At 40.9% G+C, this 17,126-nt stretch carries 20 protein-coding genes; 7 read left to right on the plus strand and 13 right to left on the minus strand.

Annotated features, from left to right (window positions below; all coding sequences use genetic code 11):
• Positions 1 to 32: 32 nt before the first annotated feature.
• The 10 genes from OCI93_RS08025 to OCI93_RS08070 all read right to left on the minus strand — a co-directional run bounded on the left by OCI93_RS08025 (position 33) and on the right by OCI93_RS08070 (position 10,358).
• Positions 33 to 3,218: a hypothetical protein gene (locus tag OCI93_RS08025; protein WP_261626176.1), complete on the minus strand. Its 3,186-nt coding sequence runs from the start codon at positions 3,216 to 3,218 to the stop codon at positions 33 to 35.
• Between the two features lie 122 nt (positions 3,219 to 3,340).
• Positions 3,341 to 3,745 carry a GPW/gp25 family protein gene (locus OCI93_RS08030; protein WP_261626177.1) on the minus strand — a complete coding sequence of 135 codons (405 nt, stop codon included), beginning with the start codon at positions 3,743 to 3,745 and terminating at the stop codon, positions 3,341 to 3,343.
• A 34-nt stretch (positions 3,746 to 3,779) separates the two neighbouring features.
• A complete protein-coding gene (locus OCI93_RS08035) occupies positions 3,780 to 5,402 on the minus strand; it encodes a phage late control D family protein (RefSeq protein WP_261592122.1) in 1,623 nt (540 codons plus the stop codon).
• Between the two features lies 1 nt (position 5,403).
• The gene (locus tag OCI93_RS08040; RefSeq protein WP_261592121.1) at positions 5,404 to 6,138 is read right to left on the minus strand and encodes a CIS tube protein; all 735 of its coding nucleotides are present in this window, start codon (positions 6,136 to 6,138) and stop codon (positions 5,404 to 5,406) included.
• A 2-nt stretch (positions 6,139 to 6,140) separates the two neighbouring features.
• Positions 6,141 to 6,344 carry a hypothetical protein gene (locus tag OCI93_RS08045; RefSeq protein WP_261592120.1) on the minus strand — a complete coding sequence of 68 codons (204 nt, stop codon included), beginning with the start codon at positions 6,342 to 6,344 and terminating at the stop codon, positions 6,141 to 6,143.
• Between the two features lie 23 nt (positions 6,345 to 6,367).
• On the minus strand, positions 6,368 to 6,823 hold the full coding sequence (locus OCI93_RS08050) for a phage tail protein (RefSeq protein ID WP_261592119.1): 456 nt from the start codon (positions 6,821 to 6,823) through the stop codon (positions 6,368 to 6,370).
• 50 nt (positions 6,824 to 6,873) lie between these two features.
• On the minus strand, positions 6,874 to 7,320 hold the full coding sequence (locus OCI93_RS08055; protein ID WP_007377699.1) for a phage tail protein: 447 nt from the start codon (positions 7,318 to 7,320) through the stop codon (positions 6,874 to 6,876).
• Between the two features lie 132 nt (positions 7,321 to 7,452).
• Positions 7,453 to 9,204: a phage tail sheath family protein gene (locus OCI93_RS08060; protein ID WP_261626178.1), complete on the minus strand. Its 1,752-nt coding sequence runs from the start codon at positions 9,202 to 9,204 to the stop codon at positions 7,453 to 7,455.
• 288 nt (positions 9,205 to 9,492) lie between these two features.
• Complete coding sequence (locus OCI93_RS08065; protein ID WP_261626179.1) at positions 9,493 to 9,891, minus strand: holin family protein; 399 nt, start codon at positions 9,889 to 9,891, stop codon at positions 9,493 to 9,495.
• Between the two features lie 50 nt (positions 9,892 to 9,941).
• Positions 9,942 to 10,358, minus strand: a complete 417-nt coding sequence (locus tag OCI93_RS08070) for a hypothetical protein (RefSeq protein ID WP_261592116.1) — start codon at positions 10,356 to 10,358, stop codon at positions 9,942 to 9,944.
• Positions 10,359 to 10,536: 178 nt separating this feature from the next.
• On the opposite strand from OCI93_RS08070, the gene OCI93_RS08075 reads away from it, so the two are divergent.
• Positions 10,537 to 11,283 (plus strand): hypothetical protein, encoded by a 747-nt coding sequence (locus OCI93_RS08075; RefSeq protein ID WP_261626180.1) that lies wholly within the window; start codon positions 10,537 to 10,539, stop codon positions 11,281 to 11,283.
• 81 nt (positions 11,284 to 11,364) lie between these two features.
• On the opposite strand, the gene OCI93_RS08080 is transcribed toward OCI93_RS08075, so the two are convergent.
• Positions 11,365 to 11,958 (minus strand): alpha-ketoglutarate-dependent dioxygenase AlkB, encoded by a 594-nt coding sequence (locus OCI93_RS08080; RefSeq protein ID WP_261592114.1) that lies wholly within the window; start codon positions 11,956 to 11,958, stop codon positions 11,365 to 11,367.
• A gap of 294 nt (positions 11,959 to 12,252) precedes the next feature.
• On the opposite strand from OCI93_RS08080, the gene OCI93_RS08085 reads away from it, so the two are divergent.
• Genes OCI93_RS08085 through OCI93_RS08100 form a run of 4 tightly spaced genes read left to right on the plus strand, consistent with a single transcriptional unit; the run spans position 12,253 to position 13,822 of the window.
• Positions 12,253 to 12,477: a DUF4177 domain-containing protein gene (locus OCI93_RS08085; RefSeq protein ID WP_261592113.1), complete on the plus strand. Its 225-nt coding sequence runs from the start codon at positions 12,253 to 12,255 to the stop codon at positions 12,475 to 12,477.
• Positions 12,470 to 12,694, plus strand: coding sequence for a membrane protein insertion efficiency factor YidD (yidD, locus tag OCI93_RS08090; RefSeq protein ID WP_261626181.1), 225 nt, complete (start codon positions 12,470 to 12,472; stop codon positions 12,692 to 12,694). Before OCI93_RS08085 ends, yidD begins: the two co-directional genes overlap by 8 nt.
• An 11-nt stretch (positions 12,695 to 12,705) precedes the next feature.
• Positions 12,706 to 13,077: a TM2 domain-containing protein gene (locus tag OCI93_RS08095; RefSeq protein WP_261592111.1), complete on the plus strand. Its 372-nt coding sequence runs from the start codon at positions 12,706 to 12,708 to the stop codon at positions 13,075 to 13,077.
• Positions 13,055 to 13,822 (plus strand): M48 family metallopeptidase, encoded by a 768-nt coding sequence (locus OCI93_RS08100; RefSeq protein ID WP_261592110.1) that lies wholly within the window; start codon positions 13,055 to 13,057, stop codon positions 13,820 to 13,822. Before OCI93_RS08095 ends, OCI93_RS08100 begins: the two co-directional genes overlap by 23 nt.
• Positions 13,823 to 13,902: 80 nt before the next feature.
• Here OCI93_RS08100 and OCI93_RS08105 read toward each other — a convergent pair whose 3' ends face one another.
• Positions 13,903 to 14,400: a hypothetical protein gene (locus OCI93_RS08105; protein ID WP_261626182.1), complete on the minus strand. Its 498-nt coding sequence runs from the start codon at positions 14,398 to 14,400 to the stop codon at positions 13,903 to 13,905.
• Positions 14,401 to 14,779: 379 nt separating this feature from the next.
• Here OCI93_RS08105 and OCI93_RS08110 point away from each other — a divergent pair, with 379 nt between their 5' ends.
• Complete coding sequence (locus OCI93_RS08110) at positions 14,780 to 15,349, plus strand: hypothetical protein (RefSeq protein ID WP_261592108.1); 570 nt, start codon at positions 14,780 to 14,782, stop codon at positions 15,347 to 15,349.
• A 796-nt stretch (positions 15,350 to 16,145) separates the two neighbouring features.
• Here the strand turns inward: OCI93_RS08110 and OCI93_RS08115 are convergent.
• Entirely contained in the window at positions 16,146 to 16,541 is a 396-nt protein-coding gene (locus OCI93_RS08115) for a hypothetical protein (protein ID WP_261592107.1), read from the minus strand.
• 257 nt (positions 16,542 to 16,798) lie between these two features.
• Between OCI93_RS08115 and OCI93_RS08120 the strand changes: the two genes are divergently transcribed.
• A complete protein-coding gene (locus OCI93_RS08120; protein WP_261592106.1) occupies positions 16,799 to 16,954 on the plus strand; it encodes a hypothetical protein in 156 nt (51 codons plus the stop codon).
• The last annotated feature ends 172 nt before the right edge of the window (positions 16,955 to 17,126 follow it).

Genomic DNA, 17,126 nt, shown 5'->3' on the forward strand with positions numbered 1-17,126 from the left:
TTTTGATAATTAACTAAGTGAGGTGTACGGGCTTACTGAACAACAAAATCCAGTTCAATCTCCCACTTGCCAATGCCTTCAAATACATCACCTAAAGTATTAGCAAGGGATATTTTATGATTGCGTGCTGGCACTAAAATATCGTGCGGGTTATCAGCGCTAATCACGCTGTATTGTTTTGCTGTTTGACCTTTTTTAGTGGCGCGAATGACTTGGATCATATCCACCGCAGGGTGGGTTTCTAATACTTGCGCAATGGGTGCTAAGTAAATAGTACGCTCTAGTGGCTTATCTAACTTATTCCATGGTGTCAGTGCATCCACAACCATATCATTGAGTTCAATAACGGTACTTTGAATGTCGTATAACGGGTCAATTTTTACGATTAATTCGAGCTGCACTTCAACATAGTTGGGGTCATCAATTTCAACCGTTAAATTAGGCACAGACAACGCATTTACTTGCTCCCGAATTTGTCGTTTTAAATAACGTGGTACTTTAGGTTGTAGCACCGACACATCATGATTAAGCGGTACAACTACCAATGATAAACCAGACGAATTAACCACAGGTCGCACTGAGTGCAACTGCGAGAAGGCCTGTAACACAAAATGTTCATAATCCCAGCCGCTAATTAATCGCTGACGATGATGCAAACGCTCACTGATACGCCGGTCAAATTGCTCTGTCGTTTCTGCAACTTTGGCACCAAAGGAAGCAAACGGCTGCATTATTGTGTCAACACTTGGATTAGGCAGTACTAATTTGCTGATTGATTCACTGACTAGTGGCTGTTCAAAATGAGACGCATCATTACCTTGACTGGTTAGGCTAACCCTTATCCCTTGTGTGAATACACCTTTAAGCTTGGAATAAATCGGGAAAGTCTGATTATCAAAGCTACTTGGTACTTCTGCACGGTTATGACTTAATTTTGCGCGTATCCACAATTTGCCATCATGGTTAAATGAGCTACTTTGGCTCAACTTAGGTAAATAAAACACCACCAGGCCAGAGTCAAGCAAATCATAAGTGCTATCTCTGAGTACTCGCCCCTCCTCGGATCCACCTTGGGAATCTTCACGCTTAAAGCGGTGCCATGAACCCGCATTAAAATACTCCCAAACAAAAGCGGGGTTATCACCCATGTTGTAACCATCAACGGGGTCAACCTGATAGTACATGCGAACCTGTCCCGGCGTACTCACTTGGCTAAGTGCCATATATAAATAACCAAACTCTTCTATTTTAGGTAATAAAGACAACAAACTTTGCTGGGTTAATTGCTCTGTTGGCCGCCCGACAGGCGCAATATGCTCAACATAAATAGCATTGCCCACCCTTTGTGCGGGTGAAGTAATACTTTCACTGTGATAACGCAAAGTTAAACTATCAAGTACAGGCGTATAGGGGGCATTTACCAGCACAGGATTATCTGAGCCAGCATTTTTATAGGCAAACAACTCAATGACTTTGGTGTAGTCTTTATGAGCAAAATCTTGTTCTGATAAAGCTAGAGTATAGTACTTAGGCCATTTACTGGCAGTCGGTTCATCAAGGGGTAATAACTGAAAATCACGCATTGAATTATTATCATTGTGCGTAAAAGTGAGTGTGTTAATCGCGATGTTATTATGTACATCAGGTAGGTTATCGTCGCCTTCATTATAAAATAGCTCAAGACTAATTTGCGCATCACTGCCTGCATCTGAGCGAGTGATATTTACCACCGTATCTGGCCAAGTTAAGCAATTACAATCAGTTGAAAATAATGTATCCACCGATAAGGCAATGCCTTCGCAAGGTTGCTCAGCCCCACACAAGGCGCTGCTATCGAAATAGCGTTCATCCAAATTATACTGTTCACTGTAGTAATAACTGTATGCACGATAATAGTCATTAAAACTATTTGGTCTATCTAACCAAGCGAACTCTACACTGGCATGAGTAATATTTTTAGTCACTAGTTCGGGGTGAGTAAAGTGCACTTTGGAGGCTAATCTTGGCGCAATACCAAACGGCTCAAATGGTTTTGAAGTATCTAAATCTACCTCTGCATTATTCGCAATCACGCCAGCTAAACCACTCACTTGCGTCGTTAAACTCATTTGCGTGATAGTAAAGCTATTAAAGCGTGCAAATACACTGGACTCATCGCTATATAGCTGTTGATAATGCTCACTTTTAAGCACCAAGGCAATAAACGGCAAGGCGTTATCTGCACCAATTGGCATACCCTCCAACGCCGTTATGGCAGGGAATAAATTATCGAAAGTGAGCTGCAGTTGTTGCTCAACAACATTTAACTGAGTCACGTCAACAGCCAATAACCCGTCACTGGTCGAGATGTAAAAATCAAACCAAGTTAACCAGTTTAGCAACTGTGCTTGCTCACCAAAATCTAAGCTGACGATACGTGTACCACCACTTAAGAATAAATCTTGGGAGGCAATTTTAAACCCGACTTCAACCGTTGATGAGGTCAGCTCATCAAGTCCTTGTCCAAAAGTAGCTTCGCTTTGCTCAAGTAAAATATCTTGCTCACTATCAAGTAATATCTGATGATTTAAACTAAGTTGCTCAGAGGACTTAATTTTATTCACGCTGGCAACATAATCCACCGCAGCCTTGTTAATCGTCACTACTTCATCCGTGCTGTAAACAAGGGGGGAGCCTTGAGTATCTTTACCACCATCAAATTGTGTGCCTGCGGGTAAAGTTAATGCATCAACATTATTCAGTGACACCACCACATGCGCACTATCCGCACTCGCGGGTAATGGTTTAAAACGCAGTATCTCATGATAAAAATGTTCTAAATGCCGTGCAACAAACTGATTAAACTGTGCATTACTGTGTTGCAATAAATCAATAAAAGTGAGTAACAGCGCCATGTCTGGACGGCTCGCTAACTGTTTAATCTGCTCATCGGCACTACCTTGTTGAACAAGCTGAGCAAGACCTGCTAGCTTTTGCGGTTCAGGCAGTAAATTTTCCCACGTACCACTGGCGGATAACGTACGCTCATCAATGTAGTTTACTTGTTTGGCCAGCACCGATAAGTACTTTAACCAAGCTTCAACCGTACGTGGTTCGATGTTAAAAAAAGTGCGAGATAACGCTTTGATATGTCGCCCAAGTTGACTACGCCCCATTTCACTTGGGTTAACCGTATTGAGCGTTGCAACGAAGGTGTTGTTATTAGACTTCACAGCCATGATAGTGCCTTGATAGATAAAAGGTTTAATAAGAGCAAAACAAAGAATCAGCTTGCTCACAAAAAGGTGACTTAAATGAGTAACTAGACTGACTACTCACAAAAGATGGCTTAAGTGAGCAACTAAACTGACTGCTCAGTTAAGTAGAATGGAAACACCATATTGCTGCGGCTATTGGTTTGCCGCACGACGTAGTTCAGCTGAACTAGCAACACCCCGTCGTACAATTCACCGCTATCAAATTCGATGCTTTCTAGGGTGATACGCGGCTCATAATTGAGCAATACGGTAGCAATCTCCTGCCTTAGTTGCGCTAAACTTTGTTCATTTGCATCTGCAAATGAGTAGCTGGCAAGACCAGAACCCACATCTGGCCACAAAGGTCGCTCTCCCACCAAAGTGTTTAAAGTTAGATGAATCGCTTGCTTGAGTAAGGTTTCACCACTGTCCATAACGGGCCCTGAGGCTGGGTTTCTAAACTGCACGGGAAAACCCCAGCCAGTGCCTAGAAAAGCTTGATTTAACATTGCTGCTCCTTGTTTTGTTGATCTTAATTTGAGGCTATTTCACATCGACGCCTTTGCCCTCTAAGGTAATGCTATCTGAGGTTTTTACATTAATGGCTTTTGCCACTTCCAAAGTGGATTTATCTTTACTTTCAATCATCAATGATTCCCCAGCAACTAGGGAGGTCATATCTTTTTGGGTTAATTTAAAGCCCTCTTTAGCATCAAAAGTAATCGTATGGTCGGCGCTACCTTGTAACGTAAGTAGCGGTTCTTTTAGGGTAAATTGCAGTGCTAAGGCTTGCTCTTTAAAAAACAATCCACGTTGCTCGTTTTTATCGTCATATTCAAATGGTGGTTTGGCTTTGGGGTTATGGCATGCGCCTAAAATAACAGGGTGTCGACTATCGCCCCCGATAAATCCCACCATGACTTCGGTATCTACATCAGGGGGTAAAAACAACCCCTCTTCTATACCAGCAAAAGGGCTGCTTAAACGAGCCCAAATTGGTTTATCGCCACTGGCACTGGGTAGTAAAACAGGAATACGTAGCAACGCTTGTGCATCGGCTTTAAATGCCGCCACTTTACCCACCAACATAGGGGTATAACTGGGTTGTGCATAGTCTGACCAAACACTTAAAGTTAAAGGAAGACCAAGGATAAATTCACTAAACCAGCCATCACTTGATAGGTGATGATGTATTTCGCTCACAACATAATCCCCACCATATTGTTTACCAATACCTGAGAGCGTTAAAGCATCTAGTAATTTAACTTTGGTTGGGGCTTTTTGCGCCGACATATCAACACGAATATGCCCTTGATACATATCGAGTAGTCGATAATATTGCTCAGCACTGGCCTTGGCTGCTAGCTCTAATTTATCAATGGGCGCTTGCGCTAACCGTAAAGTATCGGGTAAACCAAGTGCAGTATCCGCATCGCTGTGAGTTTTAAATTTAGCCGTAGGCGCAGCAGGGTCGGCGTTGTCGTTGAGCTTTTGCTCTTTAATATCCCAACTACTGAATTGGTGTTTTTTAAGGTATGAACTCACATCACAGTTTAAAGAAAAATCAACACAGCCATCCATGGCAATATTAAACTCATGGGCCGTGGGGGTATGTTTTGCTAAATCTATTACTTGATTTTTACCATCATTAAAAAATGCAAAGCCGTTGCATAACACTCGGCGCATAAACACCGACCATGGCTTTTCATCAACCACTAAAAACTGTTGATGCTCTATTTTGCTCGCTGCAATGGTCCCTGCACCGGCACCGTAGGTACTCAGCAAGTCACTGAGAATATCGCTGTCTTTGGTTTTTTCATCATAGAGTTTGCTCATGGCATTTTGGCACAGCTTTATCGCATCGGCTCGTGCCTCAATGCGCATATAAGGCTGCCTTTCAAACCCGATACCTTGCGCGGTAATAATGCCGCTAAATAGCACACTTTGTTCACCATCACCAAAACCCGCTTTTAACTCAATGGTTTTACCCATCGTAAATAACTCTTCGTCTGTTTTAACAAAGGTTTCTTTAGCCATATCACCGTCTTCTATGACTAAACAAAGCTGGGCAATTTGATTCACGCCATTTTTTACAGTCGTCTCTCGCACAGCAACCTTATCGCTGACTTTGTTACCCTCAACAGTAATGGTATATCGCAAGTCCATGTTAGCGCTCCAAAGGCGGGTAAATGATTTGCGCGCCTACCTCTGCACTGCGAATAGATGGCAAGCGATTGACCATAGCTACCTGATGTACAAATTGCGAATTGCCGTAGATTTGCGCGCTTTGCAGTAGCACCGAACTACTCGCTTGATGTTGGATAACATGGGTTAAATCGGGTGAGCTTTTACCTGATTTAAGTTTAATTTCTTTTTCAGATAAACACTCCACCACACAACAATGCACCTTGGCTTTTAAACGACGCCCTTTATTATCGACCAATTCTGTTTCTACTTTGGTGGTGCATAACATGCCATCAAAAGTGCCACTGGGCCCATGATTAAGCGTCATGTTTAATGGCTGAATAGTGACGTAAGTAGGCTCATGAGTATCACTTTGAACCGCCGTGCCATATTTGAGCAAAGTTTGAATGTTTTTTTCAGTTTCTATATCACCTTGCAGCTTTGCCAGCAATTCGGTGGGTAAATCAATAATGGTGTCGTCAAGTAAAAAGGTCACTGACAATTTAGAAGGCGAAGACTTTTGGTATTGGCTTGCGCCGCTTTCAGCACCTATGGTTTGCGACTTTTGAATGTCGTTGGCATAACTGGTTTGCAACGACTTTACATCGTATGCGAGCGTCATCTCGGCCAATTGATTACCAGAGCCTCGCTCTACTTTGCTATAAAAGGTCACTTTACATAGCGGAGACCCTGCCGCATTTGCGCCAATACCTATCATTTTTATGGCCTTTTTTGTTTAGTAAATTGCTGAAATTGTTTATCGATGTAGCGTTTTAAAGACTTTTCTAATTGCGCAACTTGCCCATCACTTGCCACCGCACTGGTGGCTGAATTAGAGGTTTGAGCCTGCGTATCATCAACATCCGATTCATTTTGCTCAGATAAACTTGCTTTGACCCGAATGGCGTCACATTGAATTTCCATCAGTACACCTTGTCTTTAATGTGTTAAGTAAAAGGAATAGGCACCGTTACCAAGTTTTGATAACTAAAAGAAATAGACTCGATGAGCACATCATTACGCGTCGCATCTAGACTGTCCCACTCCCAACTTTCCATAAATGCACGAGTAACGAGCCATGCTTTTGTTGGCAAGTTATTGTCATTCAGTAAGGTGATTAAAATGTCATTACGAACCGCAAATTGATGCCACTGTGGCAAGCTAATAAAGTTTGTTAACTCCAAAGTACTACCGGTGCGCAACACCCCACGTTTTAAGGTTAAGGTTCGTGTTTGTTTATTACTGCCCACCGTTGCCCGATTACCGTCATACTCAATACTGCGATTAACTTTAAGGCCGCTGATCTCCTTAAAGAAAATATCGATAGGGTTGGGTATGGCTGCTGATGTGATCAAAGCAGCAAAGCGATACCCCACCATAGGTGTTGTAAGTTCTTGAATCATAGTAATGTCCAAAAAGGGCACACATGTGCCCAAGACAAGGAGAATAAAAATTAGTGGAATTCGATCTTAATGTCGTCTGCCATCATTTCTAACGATTCAACACTGGCTTCGTTTGAACCACCATTGATACTTGGCGCAGTAAGCTTTTTAGGGAAAGCATTGATCACCTTCCAAGTAACTAATGGCTGCGAGCGGTCTTCGTTAGTTAAAGAAATCGTAATGTCTTTTTTATCAACCAAATTTAAGCTAATAGAAGAGATCCAATCGTAGAACTGGCTCTTTTGACGCACTAAACCACGTTTAAGGGTGATGTTCACATCGGTTGATTGCCCAGGCATATGCTTTTTACCGTAGCCATCTTTATAAGTGATGGTTTCAACGCCAATGTCTAAACCTGATACTTCCGAGAACGGAATGCTCTCTTCGCCAAAGCTCACAACAAAACGATAGACCGGGATCGGATATTCTGCTGCGATGTCTGCTGCTGTAGTAGCCATAAAAACTCCAAAAAATAATAATTTATGTGTCCTAAGTCACGTGGTAACTTAGTAAAATAAAAGAAAAAAGATTGACTGAGAGAACCTCAGAAACGTATAAACAAGCACCTCAACCAATCTTGGTTGGGTTCATTAGCCTTCTAGGCTCTTATGCGAGAACGTCAGCACAATAAACTCAGCTGGGCGTACCGCCGCAAGGCCAATTTCAATGTTCATGATGCCGTTGTTAATGTCGTCTTCTGTCATGGTTTGACCAAGGCCCACGTTGACGAAAAACGCTTGAGCTGGTGATTCACCAAAGAACGCACCTTGACGCCATAAGTTTTCAAGGTAACTTTCAATCATGGTTTTAAGCTTTAACCAAGTAAATGGCGTGTTTGGCTCAAATACGGCAAATTGCGTGGCTTTTTGAATCGACTCTTCAACCGTATTGAATAGGCGACGAACGGAGACATAACGCCATTCGTTGTCGTTACCAGCAAGTGTACGTGCGCCCCACACTAAGGTGCCTTTACCTACAAAGGTACGAATAGCATTGATTGATTTACCCGAAGTGGCATCTACGTTGAGGTTTTCTTGTTCTGTGCTGTCTATCGCAAGCGTTGGCGCAAGTACCTGAGATAGTGCTATGTTAGCCGGCGCTTTCCATACGCCACGGTCTTTGTCGGTTTTGGCAATCACGCCTGCAATGGCAGGTGAAGGAGGAAGCACAAGGTAATTTTTTGCAAGTACTGCTTTAGCTTGGTTGTAAAGGCTCGCAGATGAGAAAAGGTAATTAGGATCGCCAAGTAAATTAAGTGGGTAACTTTCAAGTGTCACTTCTGCATGCTCAAGTGCCTCAGCAAACTTAGGGTTTTCATTGGGTTCTAATTTTTTGGTTTCTGCATTAAACGACACCTCTTTCAAACTTAGCAATTCATAATATTTGTCATCGGCGGCATTTTTGATATACACATCAGACATACTTACGTGGTGAGTTTTTTGTACCGAATCTTCATAGGTATATGTATTTGCAAGTTTTTGCCAAGTAAGATCTGCTATAGTTACGGCTTGATCAAAACCTGCTATCGGTGAATGTAATGTATAAGTACTCTCCTTTTCTACCACGGCATTAACGGTTTGCTCAACCATTACCATCACCGCCGCCTCGTTGTAGCTGCGAGCCATGGTCGTCGTTAAGTATGGATAATAAGAGGCACCATATTTTAAGCCCTGCGTGACTTTAGCGCGCAAGCGCTCAGAGTCATGGCCGATGGCTGTTTTTCCATCAGGTGTTTCTTGCATTTGCATATCAACCAATGCAAAGCGATCCATTCGTTTTTCGGCATGTTTTAATGCTTTATTTTGTACCTCATAATGGCCGACCTCATCTAGACCAATGGCTTCAGGCGATGAAATAAGAGTAACTTCATCGACTTTGTTTAACAGCTCAATACCAGCGCTATAATCCTCTTTTGACGCCATGGTGCCAGCTACGCCAATTGATACGACGTAACATGCACCGCCGCCATTTGCAAAAAAGTGGCTTACTGCTTGGTGAAGGAAAAACTTTGCCGCTTCTAATTTTGCAGGCTCAGCTTCTTGTGTGATTTTACCATCGGCATCTTTTACTGCCTTAACAGCCTCTACATTAATAATGTCAAACACCTTAGAGCTTGGCGTTAGTGTAAAACTCTCTTTGTGTGGGCCGCCAAAGTTTGCTTCAAATTGCACCATGCTAGTGATACGTACCGGCATGTTTAAGAAGTTAGCCGCATCACCGGCTTCATTTAGCTTAGTAGTGTGACCAATAAATGCTGGGATAGCCGTAGCCACTTCAGCAACCGACGGCGGTAGAATTGACTTTTCTCTAACGTAGACGTCAGGGGTTTTATATTGAGACATAGTATTTCCTTTAGTTAATAGAACGCGTGCTTAAATGCCAAGTCGGCAAGAATAATGGGATGAGTGCCAAGCAAGTCTTTAGTTAAGGCCTACCCACCAATAAAAAATGGATAAACAGTTGGCGGGCCTTGCATGGCACTCAAAAGACTGTGTGGGTTGCCCCACGGCTCCGCCTCATCAGTCACAACTGATGGTGAGTTTTTTCCAAATTGTGCAATGAAGACGAAGCGCTAAGAGATATGTGAAAAATAAAATGTAAAACAGACATAAATAAAGTTTTTAGCCGTGCTATCGAGCAACGCCTTGTAGTTTTTCAACCGTTCGTAAACCCGCTAACCCCAGCATAGCTAACGTTAGCTCCATCATGGCATCAAGCGGTAATTGTGGCGTGCCCACCTCTGGCCACAACCATTGCAATATGGGGTTAATCACAAAAGCAAATAAAAAGCCCAACCCACACACCCACATTAAAAAAGGCCGCGCACCCGCCACCCATAAACTGCGGTGCGATGCTTGTACTTGATTAATTTTGCTTTGCACAAGGTTGGGTTGCTGCGCCACGCGTTGTTTGAGGATTTCTAAATTTAGCGCCTCTTCGTCGCTGGTAAATAGCTCATCGAGTATTGAACCAATTGCATTGATAGGCTCTAGTGCCTTGGAAGAAAATAAAACCGATAACAACCCCATTACGACCTCCTGTTGAAGTTAAATAAGTTGGCATAGTGTTAAAACGCGCCTTAGGCAACCGTAAGCTTTGTTTGCCCTGCATCGGTAAACTCGATCGTGATATTAATCATCGGTGCAGGGTCAGGCACGCCTTGTGGGTTTTGTGCAGGCTTTGACACTTGTAACAGCGCCATTATTTGCGTGTCTTTTGTAACAAGTGCGGTTTTAGATTTTCCCTTAATCGTTAAATTAGGCTTGCCTGAAATTGCTTTACCCATGGCAATACCGCCCTTAAAAGCTGCGTTATCATAATTTGATTGAAATTTTTGCAACCACTGCGTCACATCATCTTCAGTAAGTACGGCTTTTTTACCTTGAGACAACTTATTCTTAGTCGCGGTGGGAATTTTATCGCTGGTTTTAACCAATTGCTGCGCGCCATTAACTGTAATTTTAATAGCGGCGCCGTCGACACATACAAGCGGCATACTGATCCTTTATAACAAAATGCGAGCTGGTAACTCACAGACGTTTAAATATGAAATGTGTGAAAAACAACCACTCATTCAAAACGGTAATATCAAAAAATTCACTTTAAAAGGAACAAATGTAGGCCTATTGTATAAGTTCACAATATAGTTACATAAAATAAACAAGGATTAAGAAATGAAACAACTCGCACTAATAACCGCATTAGGGTTTATAAGCTACAACTCAGTGGCATCAAGCGTAGTTTATGACACAGATGGCAGCGCAAGCCGTGTTACTTACTACAATAACTCACCAATTGATGCCATGGTAACGCAATCAAGTTCAGCTTATGACTTAACCATTTACACACCGCATTTCACTAACCCAACGCCGTGTCAAAGTGCCGCGGTTTACGATCAAAATACAGATGCATTAATCAGTGTGCTGTCTGCAAATTACAAAACATTATCAGGCCAAATTCCAGAAGGGTTTGAACACAAAGCTAAATATGTTCAAGCCAACTGTACCGATGAGCAAGGCAACAGCCAAACTCTTAGACACAACATTGCACCTGCTCCTAAAGTTACTTTGACCAGTCAATTGAGTGTAGATAATTGGTTAGTATCAGATGGTTTTAGTCCGGGCCATTTTGACAGCGTTGTCTATCAAGCTTTAATAAACATTGATAACGGTGAAAAAGACGGTAATTGCGTATCTAACTCACTCGTGGGACAAACCCCTACATTACTTAATGAGCGCTATCGTTTTGGCTTTTATAGTGATGTAATAAATGTAAACGGTGATGCTAAATACAATGCACGCGCAGGTGTTTTAGTCAACGAAGTAATATGTAAAAGCACTGGCGGCACAACGCGTTTGGTAGAAGTTTGGAATGTTAGTGAACAACAACAAAACCGTGAGGTAACAGTTGAAGTGTTTTAAGCACGCATCACAAAGGTCTAATTTTATTCAATTATAACAATTCCTTATCAAGCGGCTTACTATAACGATGAATTAAGCCGCTTATATTTTGCTATTACCAAAACGTCTAAAAGAGATATTAAACCGAGGCCCTGTCGTGCTATCACCTTTTGCAAGCGCATGCTCATAAATATCTTGAAAGCCTTTACCCATAACCAATAAAGAACCACTTTCTAAAGTAACGTGATGCTGTTCATCATGATTAGTTTGCGAGCGAATTAAAAACTCGCGCTGCGCCCCCAAACTGATTGAAGCAATTACATCAGTGGAGCCAAAAGCGGGTAAGTCACTGTGAAAGCCTAAACTTTCTTCCCCATCTGGGTAGTACAGGCACACCGCCACGGCTAACTCGCAACCCGTGAGCTTAACAATTTCCTGACGCAACTGCTCAAGCAATTCAAAACTGGTTGCTTGTCTGCCATGATGCAATGCAAAGCCCCCAGATTCGGCCAATTGCGTGTCTAAAAAAATCATTCGCCATGGCAATATTTGCTTTTGTGATCCATCGGGAAAGTCTATCACCTCAGGCTCTGATAGATCATAATTGTCCATCAGAAACTCAAACAAAGCCTTACTTTGCGATGGCGACATAAATTGTGAGTAATAATGTGCATCACGCGTTAGTGGTAATTTCATGGCCTATTCCTTTAACAAACTCTGAATGTCAGTAGCAGCATACCAGTATTTTGAATAAATAGGATTTTAAGACTCGATTTAAGCTGGTTATAGATAGCTTCTAAGCATCTGCTATCAAAACCACATCGAGCGCTATATTACCCATAACCTGTCAGTTTTTATGCAAAAAAGCTAAAGTAATCTCGATCAACTTACTTCCTTATTTAAATTAGCTATTCACCGTTGTTTTATTTTCATTGTAAATATAGGATGGTAAGTTAAATCGTTAATAATAAAGTAATTCAAGGAAGTTCTATGACTCAGTACGACGAATATAAAGTAATTCATGTAGTTGAAGGTGGATGTGGTACGTTACTACTGGGTTCAAGCGGCCTGCCACTCAAAAAGCTAGAAGCAACCCTTAACCATGAAGCCCAAGATGGTTGGCAACTTGTATTCCAAGTAATAGAAAATAAGCGCTTTTTGCTATTTTGGAGCCGCGAAGCCGTTATATTAACACTCGGTAGAAAACGTGCTTAAACGTTTTACCCTCTCTGCCATTCGCACATATCAAGCCAATGGCGGAGCAAAAGCACATTTTAATTTATCTTGTAACTTTACCCCGTCATGTTCGGAGTATACGCATCAAGCCATTAGTAAATATGGCTTATGTAAGGGCTTATGGTGGGGGTTTAAGCGCATTCGCCGTTGCAATGACCCTGACTGTATTGATGTAAAGTCTGACCCTCTACCTTAGGACAAATAATAATGGATGATACAAGTTTAAGAGCCAGAGAAGAGGCGCTACGTGACGACGTTTCGTCATTATCAAAAGACGCTCGCAAACGCTATTACCAGCTTGAACAAAAGCTTGTCAAAGACCCAGATACGTATGCTGTGTTAAATTACTTTTTTGCCGCAGGATTACACCACTTCTACCTCGGAAAAATGCTTCGTGGTTTTATAAATTTGATACTCATGCTGATAGGCTTAGCGACCTTTGCTATTGGTGGCTGGGTTCTCATAGTATTGGTTTTTTTAATTGAACTACCACAGCTATTTAGAAGCCAGAAAATAGTTAGGAAACATAATATTAAAGTAATGGAAGACGTTATTCATGAACTCAAGCCTAGAGACTAGAATTAACGCACAGCAGCAAAAACAGTGGCTTTGGATAATAGTCAGTGCGCTGATTGTAGTCGTATTTGCAGGCTACCAATTTTACACCCAATCAATTCCTTATCTGGCTGAGAAAATCGCCGCAGCCATTCCCAAATCGATTTATCAAGCAATAGATGAAAATAGCCTGACCACATTAGATGATTCAGAGCTTAAGAGTACCAAGCTAAGCGAGGCAAAACAGCAAGAACTCCAACTACTATTTGATAAGTTAGTCAAAGATAAAGCAGATAGTGAACGTGAGTTTAAGTTAAAATTTCGCAATTGGAATGACCAAGCAAATGCCATGGCACTAGCCAATGGCACCGTTGTGATAACCGACGCGATGGTTAATCTCACTACTGATCAGCAAGAACTAAGCGCCGTGTTGCTGCATGAAATTGGCCATGTTGAACACAACCATGTGATGGAATCGCTTGTGAGTTCATCGATTGTGTACGTGAGTTTATCTTTTTTGCTCGGAGACATTTCTGCCGTCTCAAATATCGCACTACAAGGCACTGTGGTAGGTATACACAACAGCTATTCAAGACAAGCAGAACTTGAAGCAGATAAATATGCTTTAACTAAACTCAATGCGCTATACGGCAGCGACCAAGCAATTAAATCCGTCTTAACGAAACTAGAAAAAGAGCATAACAGTGAGTTCAGCTGGTTAAGTACACACCCAAGTTTTGAAGAGCGTATAGATAAAATTGACAAATAAAGTATTTTAAAAACAACAATCCATTCAACTTATAGGTGCCCTCTAAGAGAATCTGCCACACAAAAGAAGTTTAACTATATTTAATAAACAGCATTATCGTAACTGTACTTTTGCATCGCATAATCATTAGGATACTCATTGATAGCCTTGCGCTTTATCACTTTATTAGTAACATTTAACATATAGTTTTTGGCTGCAAGTTGTTCGTCATAGTAGTATTTTTGCATTGAAAAATCATGTAAATACTCAGATTGTGCGAGCCTCTTCACTTCATAATCACTTACTGATTTCATGTAGTGCTTAGCGGCAAGTTGCTCATCGTAAATATGCTTTTGCATTGCAAAGTCATTCGGGTATTCACGCCTAGAAAATGCCTTAACACCTTGATCAGTTACATTAATTAAATAGTTATAGGCCCTTACTTGCTCATTATAAACATAAGTTTGCATTTCACGATCATTGGGATATTCAGAAGCAGCAAATTGTTTAATCCTGTTTTCTACTGATGAGGCATTAACTATAAATGGGGTTGAAAAAGTGAACGTAATAGTTAGCACAATCAAAATAAACTTCATCATTCATCCTTAAATGTCTTTTTGATCATTCTATAGAAGTTTAATATTTGTTCAACTCGTAGTTTTAAGGTTAGAGTTTTAAGGTTATAGTTTTAGGTTCAAGTCTAAATTTTTGACGTAGCATACTATAGCCCCCACAAACTCTGATCTTATTGGTCTTGTCATTGTTCTCTAAACATATTGATGGGTTGGATAATACATGTAGTTTATACAACGAAAAAGAACTAAACAGACAAAACAGGGTCTGGCCCAACAACATGGAGCCTAATCTCATAACAGTTAACGCAAAAAATTAACCACTCATTGACACGTACCTAAAAAGGCATACTATTAGTAATGTAGTACTTAAAAATAAATATCTCACTCTACACAAGGAAACGTTATGAAAAGTAGACTACTAGGGTTTGGATCATTAGCGCTGTTAGCTATATCCGCATTCAATGCAAATGCAGGTGGCGATCCCGTTAACTGTAGAACACAAACAACTTATCAGACTGTATATTTTGGTTCAGCAAGCTGCTATACACAAGGTACATGGTTACAAGAATACATACACAGCTCGATATTTAGTCAAGTTCACCTTTCCGAAATTTCAAATGGAAAACGACTCAGTTGTTCGGCAACATTAAATCAACAAAGGCAAGAACCTGTCACATCTGAAGTATGTGATTACACTCCAAATGCTTCTTTGTCTCTTTATCGTTTTGAAGGTGACACTTCAGCCAGTGTTACACTCAGGGGCAGCGATCAAGATGGTAGCATCACCAAATATGAACTTTGGGTAGATGGAGTACGAAAAAGCAGTAATACCGCAACTTTATATGGTAATCAGGGTGATACTTTTACTGTAAGAGGTCGCGTGACAGATAACGATGGTTATACTACTGAAACATCGAGAACTGTCACACTAATATTCCGTCCACCAGCCAGATGTGGCAAGTATTTATGCTAATAGCATAAAATAGCGAGTGCCAAGCTAAGCTTATAGTTTACTTGGCCTATCTCAAAAGCTTTTAGCTTTAACAACTTTTAGTATAGTTACGAACTTAGTCGAAAAACTTATTCGTGGATCAAAAATAGCGACTGGTTTAGGGACTTGCTCTCTTCAGTTTTGTTTTGCCCACCATGCGCTAAATTAAACGCAGTCAACAGGTCAGTTCTTTTCTTTGCTATTATTCGGCGAATACGTGAATAATGCAGGTAAAGTACTCCCTCAACTCTTTTTGACTGAATCAGCCAGATGCGTAGACCAACTGTATTACTTTATTTCAGTCTCTGCAGCTTTGCTCATACTACTGCAAAGTCAAAGCTTGTAGGCGTTTTTGGTATTTCAGTCAAACTCATACTCAAATCATCCATTGTAGATAAATAAAACTGCACAAGTGCATCACTGCCTAAAAACACTTGATTAGTAACATTTATCCAAAAATTTACCCCTTTACCATTTGCTACAAACTCAGCAAATCGTCTTTGTGCAAGTGGCCGATTTGATGAAAAAGAACTAAAAAGACAAGAAACTAGCCATAACCCTGAGGTTCTGATATTTCTTATCGTTAATTTTAAACATCATTTTAGCTTACTTCTTAAGGGTCAGGTCTAATGAAATGACGAGCGGAGTCTAAGGCTACAAATTTTCGAGTAAGTTAACAGCGCTAACACCTGTAGGGGCGCTGAATTAAGCTCCAGCATTGACTGTTTATGTGAAGTGTATAAGGGAGCATTATGCGCTCCCTTGTTTCCATTAAAAATTAAGAATTTTTGAGTACAAGTTGATAAAGTTCACTAATTTTAAATGCTAGCTTGTCGGTGGCCGTTTGATACATAGCGCCATTTACAAAAGCTGTAGACAACTGATAAGTTGGGTCAAATGCGTCATTGACTAAAGTTTGCTTAAGATAGCTCTGAATGGTTGGTAAGTTTTCTGTACAAATCACATCTTGCAGTTTTACCGTGACAACTTTCACAAGGTCATCGCTTGCACACGTTTTGATAGCCAGCTCTAACTTACCATAAGTGTCGTCGCCGCACTCATCTTCAGAACCAACGGTGTAGCCATTGATAAAAACTTTTAAGTGTTGAAAACTCGGGTTAAAAACTGCTTGTTCATTAGTTGCTGTATCACAGCCACATAGCGTATTGCTCATAATATATTTCCTATTTTAACAGTAACTTATTGTTACCATCTGATAACGAAAAAATACTAAGTTTGTGAACTTAAAGTAGAGCCAAATGCATTATTTAAAGCGATATTGAGGGCAGTTGATGGCATGGTAAAGTACTAAAGAGACAAAAAGCAAAACCTGACTCCCTCGCCCTATTCAACCATGTTCAACCATGTTCAACCATGTTCATAAAATGCGCACGAAGTGTGAGTTCAGCCAATAAAGATAGGAGAGAATCAATGCCAAATTTAAACTCGCTGGCCTATGGGTTAATCTCTGTGTTACTCACACTGTGTACTGCTTTTGTATTCATTGACAATGGTAATCGCGCAATCGAGATCGCAAAAAGTAAGCCTCTACCATCTTATTTTAGGGTGTATGGCCATTCACCATAGGTAACAGTTTTGTCTGACACACAATTTAAGTATGGAAAACAACCTTTTGATTTGTGTGATCACACAAATCAAATACGAATTTTATGAATACCCTTTTTCAACTATCGGTATTCATGCCAAAGAAGAGGTATCAAGTGGCTTAGTTACACGGCTGACTAGCGATATAAAATAT

The sequence above is a fragment of the Pseudoalteromonas holothuriae genome, from assembly GCF_945859825.1.
In the GTDB taxonomy this organism is placed as follows: Bacteria; Pseudomonadota; Gammaproteobacteria; order Enterobacterales; family Alteromonadaceae; genus Pseudoalteromonas; species Pseudoalteromonas holothuriae.